Here is a 14423-nt window from a genome sequence, read left to right on the forward strand (position 1 = left end):
ATGCGATACGTGCCATCGTGGACTTCCGTTTCCGCCGCGTCGTCGACTCCCGACGACGCGACCACCCAACGCGGCGACGAGCCGCACTGTCTGCCGCGGGTCGCGATCGCGGCCGCCGCCCTCGGCAATGCGACCGAATGGTTCGATTACGGTATTTACGCGTACGGTCTCGCGTACATTTCCGCCGCGCTGTTTCCCGGCAACACCGCGAGCGCGACGCTGTTCGCACTCGGCACGTTCGCGATCTCGTTCCTGATCCGCCCGCTCGGCGGCCTGTTCTGGGGGCCGCTCGGCGACCGGCTGGGCCGCAAGCGCGTGCTCGCGCTGACGGTCCTGACGATGTCGGGCGCGACGTTGCTCGTCGGCCTGCTGCCGAGCTACGCGACGGCCGGCTGGCTCGCCCCGGCCGCGCTGATCGTGCTGCGCATGGTGCAGGGGTTCTCGACCGGCGGCGAATACGGGGGGGCGGCCACCTTCATCGCCGAATACGCGCCCGATTCGCGGCGCGGCCTGTGCGGCAGCTTTCTCGAATTCGCGACGCTCGCCGGCTTCTCGCTCGGCGCGTTCCTGATGCTCGGCTTCGCGCTGCTGCTCGGCGATTCGGCGATGCATGCGTGGGGCTGGCGCCTGCCGTTCCTGGTCGCGGCGCCGCTCGGCCTGATCGGCTTCTATCTGCGCTCGCGCCTCGAGGAAACGCCGGTGTTCCGCGAACTCGAGGAACAGGCGCACCGCCGCGAGAAAAACGTCGCCGCCGCGCTGCCGATCCGGTTGCTGCTGGTGCGCTACGCGAAGCCGCTGCTGCTGCTCGGCGGGCTCGTCGTCGCGCTGAACGTCGTCAACTACGTGCTGCTCGCGTACATGCCGACCTACATGCACAAGGAGCTCGGCGTCAGCGAGAACATGTCGCTGCTGATTCCGCTGATCGGCATGCTCGCGATGATGGTGCTGCTGCCGTTCGCCGGCTGGCTGTCGGACCGCGTCGGCCGCAAGACGATGTGGTGGATCTCGCTCGTCGGGCTGTTCGTCGCGGCCGTGCCGATGTTCACGCTGATGACGCACGGCCCGCTCGGCGCCTTCATCGGCTTCGCGGTGCTCGGCGTGCTCTACGTGCCGCAGCTCGCCACCATTTCCGCGATGTTCCCGGCGATGTTCCCGACCCACGTCCGGTATGCGGGCATGGCGATCGCGTACAACGTGTCGACGTCGCTGTTCGGCGGCACCGCGCCGATCGTCAACGACTGGCTGATCGGCAAGACCGGCAACGCGCTGATTCCCGCCTACTACATGATGGCCGCCTGCGCGGTCGGGCTGATCGCGCTGCTGGCGGTGATCGAGACGCGCGGGTGTTCGCTGCGCGGCGACACCCTTCCTGGTCAGCCGGGCTGACCCGCGCGCCGGCGGCGCCCGGCTTCCCATAAACGGCATCCATTGCATCGCCCGCCGTCCGGCAACGGACGGCGGGCGATGTGCATTTCGAGCGGCGAAGCCCACTATCGGATTGTTGTCGCCCGGACAACACGATGTGCACGCGTGCAACGCTGTTGGCGTGTGTCGGCCGTCACTACAATCGCTGGCAACGTTCGATCGAAATCCGGTCGAACCGAAGCGCGCGATCGTCACGATCGCGCTCGCGAACCGCGCAGCGTCGCGCGGCTCGATCCCCACTCGACGAACAGGATCACTGAACATGAACGCACCCATCCGCAACGTCCAGCCCGTCATCGCCCGCTTGGGCAACGAAGGTTCGGGCGAGCTCGTTTCGTCCCGCTACGCCGTGCGCATCGGCGAAGTCGATGTCGTGCTGATCAGCGACGGCGTGCTGCCGCTGCCGACTTCCACCATGTCGACCAATGTGAGCGAAGCGGACCGCAACGCATGGTTCGACGGCCGCTTCCTGCAACGCGACATGTTCGACTGGGCGCTCAACATCGCGCTCGTGCGCAGCGGCGACCGTCTGATCCTGATCGACTCGGGCGTGGGCGACGGCTTCGAATACTTCACGCGCGCCGGGCGCTCGGTCATGCGTCTGGAATCGGCCGGCATCGACCTGGCCGCGATCACCGACATCGTGATCACGCACATGCACATGGACCATGTCGGCGGGCTGAACGTCGACGGCGTCAAGGCGAAGCTGCGCCCGGACGTCCGTATTCACGTATCGGCCGCGGAAGTGGCGTTCTGGAAAAATCCCGACTTCAGCAAGACGGTGATGCCGGAAACCGTTCCGCCCGCGCTGCGCAAGGCGGCGGCGCGGTTCGTGGAACTCTATGGCGAGAACATCGTCCAGTTCGACCGGACCGTGGAAGTCGCCGCGGGCGTGTCGGCGCGGGTGACGGGCGGCCATACGCCCGGGCACTGCGTGGTCGACGTCGCATCGAACGGAGAAAAGCTGACGTTCGCGGGCGACGCGATTTTCGAAGTCAACTTCGACCATCCCGACTGGCAAAACGGCTTCGAACACGATCCGGACGCGGCGGTCGACGTGCGTATCGCGCTGTTCAACGAAGCCGCGGACACCGGCGCGCTGCTGGCCGCGGCCCATGTCGCGTTCCCGTCCATCGGCCATGTTGCAAGGCACGGCGACGGGTTCCGTTTCGTTCCGGTCGTGTGGGACTACTGATGATATGTCGGTAGCCGACGTGCACCTCAGGCGATGCACCGACGCCTTTTCCAGACCGTATCGGCAAGAAAAAACGCCGCCGCACTTGCATGCGGCGGCGTTGCATCGCGCGCCGAAGCGCGCATCAGGACCGCTCGAACATCACGCGACGGCCGACAGGTTCCGCTCGGCAACCTCGTCCACTGCATCCTTGACGATCGCGACGATCTCGTCGGCCTCTGCCCGCGTCATCACGAGCGGCGGCGCAAAACCGAGAATGTCGCCGTGCGGCATCGCACGCGCGATCACGCCACGCTGCAGCGCGGCCGCCGACACCTGCGCGCCGATCTTCAGCGCGGGATCGAACGGCGTGCGTGCGTCCTTGTCGGCCATGAACTCGAGCGCGGCCAGCATGCCGACGCTGCGTACCTCGCCGACGAGCGGATGCGCGCCGAACGCGTCGCGCAGCTTCGCGCCGAAGTAGCCGCCGACGTCGGCTGCGTTGCCGACCAGGTTCTCGCGCTCCAGGATCGCGAGGTTCGCGAGCGCGGCGGCCGCGCATACCGGATGGCCCGAATACGTCCAGCCGTGCCCCATCGGCCCGTGCTCCTGCGAGCCGCGCGCGATCACGTCCCACACCTTCTCGCCGACGATCACGCCCGACAGCGGCGCATAGGCGCTCGTCAGGCCCTTCGCGACCGTGATTAGATCGGGCGCGATCCCGAAGTGCTGCGCGCCCATCTTCGAGCCGAGACGCCCGAACCCGCAAACGACTTCATCGGAGATCAGCAGGATGTCGTGCCTGCGCAGCACGGCCTGGATCGCGGGCCAGTAGCCGGCCGGCGGCTCGATGATGCCGCCCGTGCCCATCACCGGCTCCGCGATGAAGGCGGCGATCGTATCGGCGCCTTCGCGGGCGATCAGCTTCTCGAGTTCGTCGACGCAGTACGCGACGAACTGCGCTTCGTTCATGCCGGCCGGCGCCTTGCGATACCAGTGCGGACACACCGTATGCTTCACGCGGTCGATCGGCAGATCGAAATGCTGGTGGAAGCTCGGCAGGCCCGTGAGGCTGCCCGTCACGATGCCCGAGCCGTGATAGCCGCGCTCGCGCGAGATGATCTTCTTCTTGTTCGGGCGGCCGAGCACGTTGTTGTAGTACCAGACGAGCTTGACCTGCGTCTCGTTCGCGTCGGAACCCGACATCCCGTAGTAGACCTTCTTCATCCCCGCCGGCGACCAGTCGATGATGCGCGACGACAGCTCGATGATCGCGTCCGACGCGTGGCCGACGTACGTGTGGTAATACGCGAGCTGCTTCGCCTGTTCATACATCGCGTCGGCGACTTCGGTGCGGCCGTAGCCGATGTTCACGCAGTAAAGGCCGGCGAACGCGTCGATATAGCGCTTGCCCTGGTGATCCTCGATGCGGATGCCTTCGCCGCCGCGCACGACCTTGCCCGGCAGCGCGCCGGTCTCGTGATCGTATGCGTGCGTCGACGGGTGCATGAAGTGGGCGCGGTCCTCGCGCAGCAGTGCGTCGATCGATTTTTGCATGATGTGCTCCTTTGAATGGGTCAGGCCGTCGCCGCAACCGGCAGGCCGAGATTGCCGAGGCAGAAGTACTTGGTGTCGGTGAACGGCTCGAAGCCCTCGGTGCCGCCTTCGCGCCCGAGGCCCGACGCCTTCATCCCGCCGAACGGAATCGGCGCGCCGGTGAATTTCACGCCGTTGACCGACACCATCGCGAAATCGAGCCGCCGCACGAGCTGGAAGATCGTGTCGATGCGCGTCGCGCATACGTAGGCGGCGAGGCCGTACTCGGTGTCGTTGGCCGTTTCGACGGCTTCGTCGAGCGTGTCGAACGCGCTGACGGCCGAGATCGGCGCGAAGTTTTCCTCGTCGACCACGCGCATGCCGGGCGCGGCATCCGCGATCACGGTCGGCTCGTAGAACCAGCCGCCGAGCGCATGCGGTCGGCCGCCCGCGACGATGCGCGCGCCGCGTGCCCGCGCATCGTCGACGCGCGCCACCGTCGCGTCGAACGCGGCCTGATGCATCAGCGGACCGACGTCCACGCCCTGCTCGAACGCCGGCCCCGTCTTCAGCGCGCGCACCGCATTCGCATACCGTTCGACGAACGCGTCGTACAGCGGGCGCGCGACGAGTATCCGGTTTGCCGCGCAACAGTCCTGGCCGGACGTCTGGAACTTCGCGCCGACGGCGATCCGCACCGCCTCATCGACATCCGCATCCTCGGTCACGATGAACGGCGCATTGCCGCCCAGTTCGAGCGCGATCTTGCGGATGCCGGCCTTCGCGGCGGTTTCGGTCACGAGCCGTCCGACGCGCGTCGAGCCGGTGAAGCTCACCGCACGCACGCGTGCGTCGCCGACCAGCGTTTCCATCGCCATCTGCGGCTCGCCGAGCACCACGTTGAACACGCCGGCCGGGAAGCCTGCCTCGTCGGCGAGCTGCGCGAGCGCGAACGCCGAGAACGGCGTTTCGTGCGCGGGCTTCACGACCACGGTGCAACCGACCGCGATCGCGGCCGCCGCCTTGCGCGTGATCATCGCGGCCGGGAAATTCCACGGCGTGATCAGCGCCGCGACGCCGACCGGCTCCATCACGGTGCCGAGATGCGCGCCGTCGATGTGAGTCGGAATCGTGCGGCCGGCGACACGCTTCGCCTCGTTCGCGAACCATTCGACGAAGCTCGCCGCATAGCGGATCTCGCCGCGCGCTTCGGCCAGCGGCTTGCCCTGTTCCAGCGACAGCAGCGCGGCCAGATCGTCGACGTGACGCAGGATCAGCGCGTGCCAGCGCAGCAATGCCGCGCTGCGCACCGCTTGCGGCGTCCAGCGCCAGCTTCCGTACGCGCGCTGCGCGGCGTCGACGGCCGCGACGATCTGCGCGCGTTCGAGCATCGGCACGTGGCCGATCACCGCCTGGTCGGCGGGGTTGACGACGGCGACCGTCGCGGCACTGTCGCTGTGGATCCAGCGACCGTCGACGTAACAGGTCGACTTGAACAGAACGGGGTGTCCGGGCAGCATGCTGCGTCTCCTCGTTGGTGGGCACGGACTTCATTGTGTCGCGCCCGCGCATGCGGAAATTTCGGTTTGCACCGCCGGAAATGCCGGTTTTTTCCGTATTGCCGCGCGTCGGCGCGAACTTTCACAGCCAGTCCGGCGCGCCGCCGGATCCGCACTTCACCACCTTCGTCACGATGTACGTGAAGTAGCGCTCGATGCCGAGGTCTTCCATCAGCAACGCATCGATGAAGCGCTGGTAATGGTCGATGTCGCGCGCGACCACGTGCAGCACGTAGTCGACGCCGCCGCCCGTCGCATAGCACTGCGCGACCTCGGGCGCCGCGGCCACGCGATCCTCGAAGCGCCGCATGTCGGGTGCCGTGTGCCGCGACAGCGTCACCTCGACCACGATGCGGCTGCCGGAGAACGCGCCGATCCAGTCGACGTCCGCGCGATAGCCGCGGATCACGCCGCTTTCCTCGAGCTTGCGCACGCGCTCCCACGCCGGCGAAATCGACAGGTTCACGGCCTCGGCGAGCTTCGACTTCGTGATGCGCCCGTCGCGCTCGAGCAGGCGCAGGATCGCGAGGTCGTATCGGTCGAGCTTGATCACGTTATGCGTCGCCTCAGGTCGCCACCGGGATGTTGCGCTCGACGATGTCGGCCACCACCGCGATCGTGTCGCCCGTCTGCACGATGCCCGGAAAATGCCGCGCGGCGAGCAGCCCGCGCCGCCGTGCGACGTATTCGACCGGCGTGACGCCCGTGCGGTCGATGTCGTGCACGCGCGCGAGCACGTCGCCGGCCTCGACCTCGCTGCCCAGATCGACGCACATCTCGAGCAGGCCGCGATGCTCGCTGGTCGTGTAGCAGGCGCCGTCCGGCATGTCGAGCAGCGTCGTCGTGCGCGGCGCGCCGCCCGCGCCGGCGCGCGCGCCTTCGCGCCGCGCGAGCACGCCGGCATGCGCGAGAAAGCCGCGCACGCCACGCTCCGCGATCGCGACGCTCGCCGCCGTCGACGTGCCGCCGCCGCCCAGCTCGGTCGACACGAACACCTTGCCGGCTTCCTCCGCCGCGCTGTCGTACAGGCCGACGCTGTCGAGTTCCAGCATGCGCATCGAATACGGCGCGCCGAACGCGCGCATCGCACGCTCGCAACGCGCTTCCTGGTCGCGGTCTTTCAGTACGTGAATCGCCGCGAACGGCACGAAGTCGAGCGTGCGGCCGCCCGCGTGAATGTCCAGCACGTGCGTCGCGAGCGGCAGCAGGTGACGCTGGAAGTAATCGGCGATCTTCTCGGTCACGGTGCCGTCCGGCCGGCCCGGGAAGCTGCGGTTCAGGTTGCCGGCATCGATCGGCGACGTGCGGCAACCGGCGCGGAACGCCGGGTAGTTCATGAACGGCACGACGATCACGCGGCCCGTCACGTCGGCCGCCTTCAGCGAGCCGGCGAGCTTCGACAGCGCGACCGGTCCTTCGTATTCGTCGCCGTGATTGCCGCCGGTCAGCAGCACCGTCGGCCCGTCGCCGCGTTTCACGACGGTCACCGGAATCATGATCGCCCCCCACGCGGAATCGTCGCGCGAGTAAGGCAGCTTCAGGAAGCCGTGCTGTTCGCCGTCCGCGTCGAAATCGACGGTCGGTGTAATCGGGGAAGCACGCATCGCCTACTCCTTCACGAACAGCTTGCGCGGCACGTTGCAGAACGTCTCGACGCCGGTCTCGGTGATCAGGATGCTTTCCGTGATCTCCAGCCCCCAGTCGTCGAGCCACAGCCCGGGCATGAAATGGAACGTCATGCCGGGTTCGAGCACCGTACGGTCGCCCGGACGCAGGCTCATCGTGCGCTCGCCCCAGTCGGGCGGATAGCTCGCGCCGATCGGATAGCCGCAGCGGCTGTCCTTCTCGATGCCCGCGCGGCGCAGCACCGCGAAGAATGCGTTCGCGATGTCCTCGCACACGTTGCCCGGCTTCGCGGCCGCGAGTCCCGCTTCGATGCCCTCGACCACCGCGCGCTCGCCGTCGATGAAGTGCGCGGGCGGCTTGCCGAGATAGACGGTGCGCGACAGCGGGCAGTGATAGCGGCGGTAGCAGCCGGCAATCTCGAAGAACGTGCCGGCGCCGCGCGAGAACGTCGAGTCGTCCCAGGTCAGGTGCGGCGCGGCCGCGTCCGCGCCGGTCGGCAGCAGCGGGACGATCGCCGGATAATCGCCGCCGAAGCCGTCCGCGCCGCCGATGCCGGTCGCATAGATCTGCGCGACCAGGTCGCTTTTCTTCATGCCCGGCTCGATCGTCTCGACGATGTGCGCATGCATCCGCTCGACGATGCGCGCGGCCACGCGCATGTACTCGATCTCGCGCGGCGACTTCACCGCGCGCTGCCAGTTGACGAGTGCGGTCGCATCGAGCCAGCGCGCGGCCGGCAGATGCTGCTGCAGCGACGCGTACGCCGCCGCGCTGAAGTAGTAGTTGTCGAGCTCGACGCCGATGCGCAGCGTGCTCCAGCCGCGCGCCGCGATCACCTCGGTCGACAGGTAATCCATCGGGTGGCGCGCGGTCGACTGCACGTAATGATCGGGATAGCCGACGATATTCTCATGCGCCATGAACGCGGTGCGCTTCGCGCCGTTCGCGTCCTGGCCGCGGCCGAACCACACGGGTTCGCCGTCCAGCGCCAGCAGCACGCACTGGTGCACGTAGAACGACCAGCCGTCGTAGCCGGTCAGCCAGCTCATGTTGGTGGGGTCGGTGACGATCAGCAGGTCGATGCCGGCCCGCTCCATCGCCGCGCGCGTCTTCGCGATGCGCGCGGCATATTCGCTGCGCGCGAACGCGAGACGCGGCGCGGCGTTCTGGGTTTCGATGACTGCGGACATCTGTCTCCTCTCAAGTCGTGAGGTCGTTGTGAAAAATCGTGCCCGCTTCCGCCGCGCGGGCGCGTTGCAGCGCGAGCACGGCGATCGCAGTGTCCTGCGCGCCGGTGCCGGTCAGGTCGCAGATCGTGATGTCGTCGCGATGCGTGCGGCCGTCGCGGCGGCCGGTAATCACTTCGCCGAGTTCGGGAAACACGGCGTCGGCTGCAACGGCCCCGGCCGCGATCGCGTGCGCGAGTTCGCCGGCCACGCGGGTCTGCTGCTGCCGGTCGCAGAAATAGCGTGCGGCGCCGAACACCGACGGCGCGAGTTCGGTCTTGTAATCGGCGTCCGAACCCATCGCCGTCACGTGCAGCCCGGGATGCAGGTCTTCCGCGTGCACGAGCGGCGCGCGGCTCGGCGTGGTCGTCACCGCGATGTCCGCGTCGGCCAGCGCCGCACGCACCGAGCGCGCGACCGTCGCGTCGATGCCGTGCGTCGCGCGCACGTCGGCCGCGAATGCCGTGGCCCGCGCGGTATCGCGCGCCCACACCGTCACGTGCGTGATGTCGCGCACGAGCCTCAGCGCGGCGAGCTGCAACCGCGCCTGCTCGCCCGCGCCGACGATCGCCGCGCGGTGCGCATCGGCCCGCGCGAGCCGGCGCGCGGCCACCGCGCCGGCCGCCGCGGTGCGTACGGCCGTCAGGTAGCCGTTGTCGAGCAGGACGGCCTCGGTCAGGCCGGTGCGCGCGGACAGCACGAGCATCAGCCCGTTCAGGCTCGGCAGCCCGAGCGACGGGTTGTCGAAAAAGCCCGGGCTGACCTTGATCGCGAAGCTGTCGAAGCGCGGCAGGTACGCCGTCTTCACGTCCACTTCAGCGTGGCGCTCCGGCAGCGCGAGATTCAGGATCGGCGGCATCACGACCGCGTCGGTCGCGAGCGACGCGAACGCGGCCTCGACCTGGTCGATCGCGGCGAGATCGAGCGGCACCAGCGCACGCAGTTGCGCCTGACCGAGCAACGTGACGGGATGGGCCATGTCAGTTCTCCGAAACGAGCCGGCGATGCACGGCCATGTCGATGTTCGCGCCGCTCACGACGACCACGATCGAGCCGTTGCGGTCGCGGCGCACGATCCGCTCGTCCAGCAACGCGGCGAGGCCGACCGCGCCGGCGCCTTCGACGACGAGCCGCTCTTCCCGATACGCATGCGCGATGCCGCGTGCGATGGACGGCTCGTCGAGCAGCACGACGTCGTCGGCCAACGCGCGCGTCATGTCGAACGTGTAGCGGTTGTCGAGGCCGATGCCGCCGCCGAGCGAATCGGCCAGCGTGGGCTGCTCGTCGACGTCGACCGGGCGGCCGGCCGCGAGGCTCGCGTGCATCGCGGCGCCGCGCACCATCGATACGCCGATCACCTCGATCGGCGGCCGGATCGCCTTCGCGGCAAACGCGACGCCGCTGAACAGGCCGCCGCCCGACAGCGGCACGACGAGCGTCGCCGTATCGGGCAGCGCCTCGAGTATCTCGACGCCGATCGTCGCCTGGCCCGCGATGATGCGCGGATCGTCGAACGGCGGCACGTACGCATGGCCTTCGTCTCGCGCGAGGCGCCGCGCTTCGACCTGCGCGTCGTCCTGGCTGTCGCCCGCGATCACCACGCGCGCGCCGAGCGCCGCGACTGCGTCGACCTTGTTGGCCGGCACCAGCGACGACATGCAGACGGCCGCGTCGATGCCGAGCGCGCGTGCCGCATGCGCGACCGCGCGGCCGTGGTTGCCGGTCGACGCGGTGACCACGCGCGTCACGCCCTGCGCCGCGAGTTCCGCGAGCGCGTTGGTTGCGCCGCGCAGCTTGAAGCTGCCGGTCGGCTGCAGCGTTTCGAGCTTCAGGTGGACGGGCGCGCCAACGCGCGCGGACAGCGCGGCGGACGCGACGAGCGGCGTACCGTCGGCGCGCCCGGCGAGGCGGCGGCGCGCACGGTAGACGTCGGACAGCGACAGGAAGGACATGGAACGCACGCCTCGCGACGAATGTGATGCGATCCAGTCTAATGTTCCAAATCGCGCTTTCGAATGTCCTGATACATTGCGCGCGACGTCGCGGCAGCGCCGCCGGTTCAGTGGAAATCGTTCAGGTGTGGATACTGTTCGAACACGCCCGCGATGGTCTCGAGCGCCGCGTTGCATGCGGCATCGGACGTTTCGGCGCCGATGCAGACGCGCACCGCGTTCGGCCGCTCCGTGCCGCCGACGAGAAACGGATCGGGCGACGTCACCGCGATCTTGCGGGTGCGCAATTCGCGGACGAGCCGCTCGGCCTGCCAGTAGTCGGGCACGCGCAGCCAAGCCGAAAGCGCATTCGGGTGCGCACCGAGCACATACGGCCCGAGCGCGGCCTTCACCATCTCCTGGCGTACCGCGAGCCGCTGGCGCTGCAGTTCGACGAGCCGCCGCGCGGTGCCGTCGGCGATCCAGCGCGTCGCGATTTCCGCGATCGGCGACGTCGCCATCCAGCTGCTCACGCGCAGCACGCTCTCGACGCGCAACGCGAGCCGCCGCGGCATCGCGAGATAGCCGGTGCGCAACCCGGTCAGCACCGATTTCGTCATGCTCGTGCAGTAGAAGCCGAGTTCCGGAATCAGGCTGGCGATCGGCGTGCCCGTCTTCTCCGGGAGCGGGCCGTACACGTCGTCCTCGATCACGTACACGCCGTAGCGCGTCGCGATGCGCGCGATCGACCGGCGCCGCGACTCGGTCATCAGCGACACGGTCGGGTTATTGAGGGTCGGCGTACATACGAGCGCGCTGATCCGCTCGCCGTCGCACATCTCCTCGAAATGTTCGGGACGAATGCCGTGCTCGTCCATCTCGAGCCCTTTCAGCGTAAACCCGAGCACGTTCGCGGAGCCGATCACGCCGTGATCGGTCAGGCTCTCGCACAACACGGTATCGCCCGGCCCGACGATCGACGCGAGCGCGAGAAAGATCCCGTGCGCCGCGCCGTTCGTGACCAGCAGCGATTCGCGATGCACCGGCATGTTCAGCGACGCGAGCCACGCGGCGCCGGCGTCGCGATGCGCGTCGAGGCCGGCGATCGGCCGGAACGAGCGGATCCACGGCTGATCGTCGGTGCCGGCCAGCGCCGCGCACACGCTTCGCCACGCGGCATCGTGCTCCGGCGTGTGCACGATGCGGGCGATCGAGAAGTCGACCAGTTCGCGCTCGGTCGTATCGAGGATGTAGTTCGACATCGATTCGGTCACGCGCGCGGCCACGAAGCTGCCGCGGCCGACCTCGCAGCGGATCAGCCCCTGGCGCTCCAACTCCTTGTATGCGTTGGTGACGGTCTGCACGCTGACGCCGAGGCTCGACGCGACGTCGCGCTGCGGCGCGAGCCGCGCGCCCGGCGCAAGCGCGCCGTTTTCGATGTCGCTGGCGATCGCCTTCACGAGCCGCTTGTATTTCGACTCGATGCCGTGCACCGCGCCGATCGCGTCGCGCCAGCCTGCCGATACCTCGGTCCGTCCCATCTCGATGTCTCCGTCGTGGCTTGCGCATGGTCGCTCAGAAAGCCACCCCGAAAATATTGTCCTAGTGCAATCGCGCGCGAAAGCAGGACTTGCGGGTCGAATCGGGCGGTGCAATCGGCGTGCCCGGCAAGGGGACGGGCCGGCCTTTTATTGTTCGGACGAATCTCGCGGGCTGCCTACCCGCGCAGAATGGGCCAGAATGCGCCGCGCCTTCAGGATCACCGGCGTGTCGATCATCCTGCCGTCGAGCGCGACCGCCGCGCCGCCGCTCGCCTCGACGGCATCGAGCACGCGCCGCGCCCACGCCTGTTCCGCGTCGGTCCACGCATAGGCGCGGTGCACCGCGTCGAGCTGCTTCGGGTGAATGCACAGTTTCCCGCCGAAACCGAACCGCCGCGCGTCGCGCGCATGCCGTTCAATCGCGACGGGATCGTCGATGAACGTCGACACGCCGTCGACCGGCGGCGCGATCCCCGCCAGCCGCGACGCGAGCACGATCCGCGAGCGGAACGCGTTCAGCGCTTCGCCGTCGCCGTCGATCCCGAGATCGACCTGGAAATCGAGCGTGCCGAACGCCACGCGCACGACGCGCGGCGCGGCACACACCTGATCGAGCCCCGCGATGCCGGCCGCCGTCTCGACGATCGGCAGCAGTTCGAGCGCACGATGCGCGTGAGCGAGCACCGCGTCCACCTGCGCACGCGTGTCGCACTTCGGCAGCATCACGCCGGCCACGCCCGGATGCGCGGCGATCACCGCGATGTCGTCGGCGAACCATGCGGTGTCGGCTGCATTCACGCGCACCCACACGGGCCGCGCGGCATCGAGTTGCGCGACGACCGCGTCGCGCGCCGCCGGCTTGCCGTCCGGCGGCACCGCATCCTCGAGATCGACGATCACCGCGTCGGCGCCGGCCGCCCGCGCCTTCTCGAAGCGTTCCGGACGATTGCCGGGAACGAACAGCCACGAACGGGCAGACGCGGACGTCATGCCGAAGCCTCCGGAAACAGCGTGCCGATCGCGTCGCACGACGCGACCTGCCGCGCGTCGGCAAGGAGCCGCTCGACCTCGGCGTCGGGATAGCCGCGCGCGTCGTCGATCCGGCGGAAATACTCGCCGGGAAACGGGCTGCACAGGTCGCGCACCGCTTCGCGGATGTTCTGGCACGGGTCGTGTTGCGTCGTCTGCATGTCCGTCGTCGATGAAGGAAGGAAAGGCAGCAAGCGCGTCATACGAGGGTCGCCGTGGCCTGCATCGTCAGCCAGCCGTCGCGATCTTTCGCCCACAGCTCGATCGTGCGGCCGTCGTCCGACGGCTTGCCGCACAGCGTGAACGGCTCCGAATCGAAGGTCGGGCGCACCGCGCGGAACGCGAAGCTCGCGAGCGTCGCGTCCGGCCGTTCGCGGTGCACGAGATCGACGAGCAGCGTCGCGATCAGCGGGCCGTGCACGACGAGCCCCGGATAACCCTCTTCCTGCGTCACGTAGCGGCGGTCGTAGTGAATGCGATGGCCGTTGAAGGTCAGCGCCGAATAGCGGAACAGCATCACCGCGTCGGCCGTGACCGTGCGCGACCACGTCTCGCCCACGGGCGGCGCGACCAGCTTCGGCGCAGGCGCACTTGCGTGCGGCGCGTCGCGATAGACGATGTCGTGCTCTTCCTCGACGCACAGCGCGCCGCCGGATTCGATCCGGTGCTGCACCGTCACGAACACGAGCCGGCCGCTGCGGCCCGTCTTGTCCTCGATGTTCGCGATCGTCGATTCGCGCGTCGCGCGCTGCCCCGCACGCAGCGGCGCATGGAACGTCAGCCGGCCGCCGGCCCACATGCGGCGTGGCAGCGGCACCGGCGGCAGGAAGCCGCCGCGCTTCGGGTGACCGTCCGGGCCGACCTCGGCCAGCGGCGCGATCGGCAGGAAGTAGAGCCAGTGCCACAGCGGCGGCACGACGTCGCCGGGCGACGGGCGATCGAGCGTGGCGGCCAGCGCGTTCAGCGGGAACGCGGTGATGTCGTCGCCGAGCGTTTCGGTCTTGCCGAGCCACGCGTCGAGCGATGCGGACGTGGCGGGCTGCGAGGATGAGGTCGACACGGGCGGAGCCTCCGGTGCGCTTGCAATGGCCCCAATATGCACGCCGCGCGCGGGTTCGTGAAGTCGGCTTTCCCGAACCGGGACTTCGTATTTGCTTGACGCGGCCGTGCGTCGTGCTTCCGGGCGGTTCTCGTCTGACTATTCAATATAGTCGCCGCGCGGGACGTGGGCGGTTCGGGGTCGCCAGCCTTACGGCTTGCCCCCGGCCGGCACGCCGCCTAAATTGCTTCAGACGGGTCGGCCGTGCCGCATACGACGTGTCATCCGGGTGACGAAAAACGATAGTTTGCTATCGAATGTTTTTGCCCCTATCATC

Annotated in this window: 12 protein-coding genes and 1 pseudogene; 2 read left to right on the forward strand and 11 right to left on the reverse strand. The window is 68.6% G+C overall.

The features are described 5' to 3' along the window. Complete coding sequence (locus WS95_RS26095; protein WP_034208861.1) at window positions 1–1386, forward strand: MFS transporter; 1386 nt, start codon at window positions 1–3, stop codon at window positions 1384–1386. 301 nt (window positions 1387–1687) lie between these two features. Beyond that, window positions 1688–2620, forward strand: a complete 933-nt coding sequence (locus tag WS95_RS26100) for an MBL fold metallo-hydrolase (protein WP_059826898.1) — start codon at window positions 1688–1690, stop codon at window positions 2618–2620. Window positions 2621–2761: 141 nt separating this feature from the next. On the opposite strand, the gene WS95_RS26105 is transcribed toward WS95_RS26100, so the two are convergent. The 11 genes and pseudogenes from WS95_RS26105 to WS95_RS26155 all read right to left on the reverse strand — a co-directional run bounded on the left by WS95_RS26105 (window position 2762) and on the right by WS95_RS26155 (window position 14107). Beyond that, on the reverse strand, window positions 2762–4156 hold the full coding sequence (locus WS95_RS26105; RefSeq protein WP_059826899.1) for an aspartate aminotransferase family protein: 1395 nt from the start codon (window positions 4154–4156) through the stop codon (window positions 2762–2764). A gap of 20 nt (window positions 4157–4176) precedes the next feature. Further along, on the reverse strand, window positions 4177–5655 hold the full coding sequence (locus WS95_RS26110; protein ID WP_059826901.1) for an NAD-dependent succinate-semialdehyde dehydrogenase: 1479 nt from the start codon (window positions 5653–5655) through the stop codon (window positions 4177–4179). A 121-nt stretch (window positions 5656–5776) separates the two neighbouring features. Next, window positions 5777–6247 carry an Lrp/AsnC family transcriptional regulator gene (locus WS95_RS26115; RefSeq protein WP_034208857.1) on the reverse strand — a complete coding sequence of 157 codons (471 nt, stop codon included), beginning with the start codon at window positions 6245–6247 and terminating at the stop codon, window positions 5777–5779. 13 nt (window positions 6248–6260) lie between these two features. After that, the gene (doeB, locus tag WS95_RS26120; RefSeq protein WP_059826902.1) at window positions 6261–7298 is read right to left on the reverse strand and encodes a N(2)-acetyl-L-2,4-diaminobutanoate deacetylase DoeB; all 1038 of its coding nucleotides are present in this window, start codon (window positions 7296–7298) and stop codon (window positions 6261–6263) included. A gap of 3 nt (window positions 7299–7301) precedes the next feature. Then, a complete protein-coding gene (doeA, locus tag WS95_RS26125) occupies window positions 7302–8510 on the reverse strand; it encodes an ectoine hydrolase DoeA (protein ID WP_059781987.1) in 1209 nt (402 codons plus the stop codon). Window positions 8511–8520: 10 nt separating this feature from the next. Continuing rightward, window positions 8521–9525: a cyclodeaminase gene (locus WS95_RS26130; protein WP_059826904.1), complete on the reverse strand. Its 1005-nt coding sequence runs from the start codon at window positions 9523–9525 to the stop codon at window positions 8521–8523. Between the two features lies 1 nt (window position 9526). Continuing rightward, complete coding sequence (gene eutB / locus WS95_RS26135) at window positions 9527–10498, reverse strand: hydroxyectoine utilization dehydratase EutB (RefSeq protein ID WP_059826905.1); 972 nt, start codon at window positions 10496–10498, stop codon at window positions 9527–9529. Between the two features lie 107 nt (window positions 10499–10605). After that, a complete protein-coding gene (gene ehuR, locus WS95_RS26140; RefSeq protein ID WP_059826908.1) occupies window positions 10606–12018 on the reverse strand; it encodes a MocR-like ectoine utilization transcription factor EhuR in 1413 nt (470 codons plus the stop codon). 147 nt (window positions 12019–12165) lie between these two features. Continuing rightward, entirely contained in the window at window positions 12166–13008 is an 843-nt protein-coding gene (locus WS95_RS26145) for an HpcH/HpaI aldolase/citrate lyase family protein (RefSeq protein ID WP_059826910.1), read from the reverse strand. A 65-nt stretch (window positions 13009–13073) separates the two neighbouring features. Then, window positions 13074–13208 (reverse strand): annotated as a pseudogene (locus tag WS95_RS26150) (acyl-CoA dehydrogenase family protein); the annotation flags it as partial. A gap of 38 nt (window positions 13209–13246) precedes the next feature. Next, window positions 13247–14107 carry an FAS1-like dehydratase domain-containing protein gene (locus WS95_RS26155; RefSeq protein ID WP_059826914.1) on the reverse strand — a complete coding sequence of 287 codons (861 nt, stop codon included), beginning with the start codon at window positions 14105–14107 and terminating at the stop codon, window positions 13247–13249. Between the last annotated feature and the right edge of the window lie 316 nt (window positions 14108–14423).

It is taken from the genome of Burkholderia sp. MSMB1826, from assembly GCF_001526325.1.
Classification (GTDB): Bacteria; Pseudomonadota; Gammaproteobacteria; order Burkholderiales; family Burkholderiaceae; genus Burkholderia.

Excerpts from the sequence above, each read along its gene's own strand:
- WS95_RS26095 (WP_034208861.1), top strand. The coding sequence starts at position 1 with ATGCGATACGTGCCATCGTGGACTTCCGTTTCCGCCGCGTCGTCGACT.
- WS95_RS26100 (WP_059826898.1), top strand. The coding sequence starts at position 1,688 with ATGAACGCACCCATCCGCAACGTCCAGCCCGTCATCGCCCGCTTGGGC.
- WS95_RS26105 (WP_059826899.1), bottom strand. The coding sequence starts at position 4,156 with ATGCAAAAATCGATCGACGCACTGCTGCGCGAGGACCGCGCCCACTTC.
- WS95_RS26110 (WP_059826901.1), bottom strand. The coding sequence starts at position 5,655 with ATGCTGCCCGGACACCCCGTTCTGTTCAAGTCGACCTGTTACGTCGAC.
- doeB (WP_059826902.1), bottom strand. The coding sequence starts at position 7,298 with ATGCGTGCTTCCCCGATTACACCGACCGTCGATTTCGACGCGGACGGC.
- doeA (WP_059781987.1), bottom strand. The coding sequence starts at position 8,510 with ATGTCCGCAGTCATCGAAACCCAGAACGCCGCGCCGCGTCTCGCGTTC.
- WS95_RS26130 (WP_059826904.1), bottom strand. The coding sequence starts at position 9,525 with ATGGCCCATCCCGTCACGTTGCTCGGTCAGGCGCAACTGCGTGCGCTG.
- eutB (WP_059826905.1), bottom strand. The coding sequence starts at position 10,498 with ATGTCCTTCCTGTCGCTGTCCGACGTCTACCGTGCGCGCCGCCGCCTC.
- ehuR (WP_059826908.1), bottom strand. The coding sequence starts at position 12,018 with ATGGGACGGACCGAGGTATCGGCAGGCTGGCGCGACGCGATCGGCGCG.
- WS95_RS26145 (WP_059826910.1), bottom strand. The coding sequence starts at position 13,008 with ATGACGTCCGCGTCTGCCCGTTCGTGGCTGTTCGTTCCCGGCAATCGT.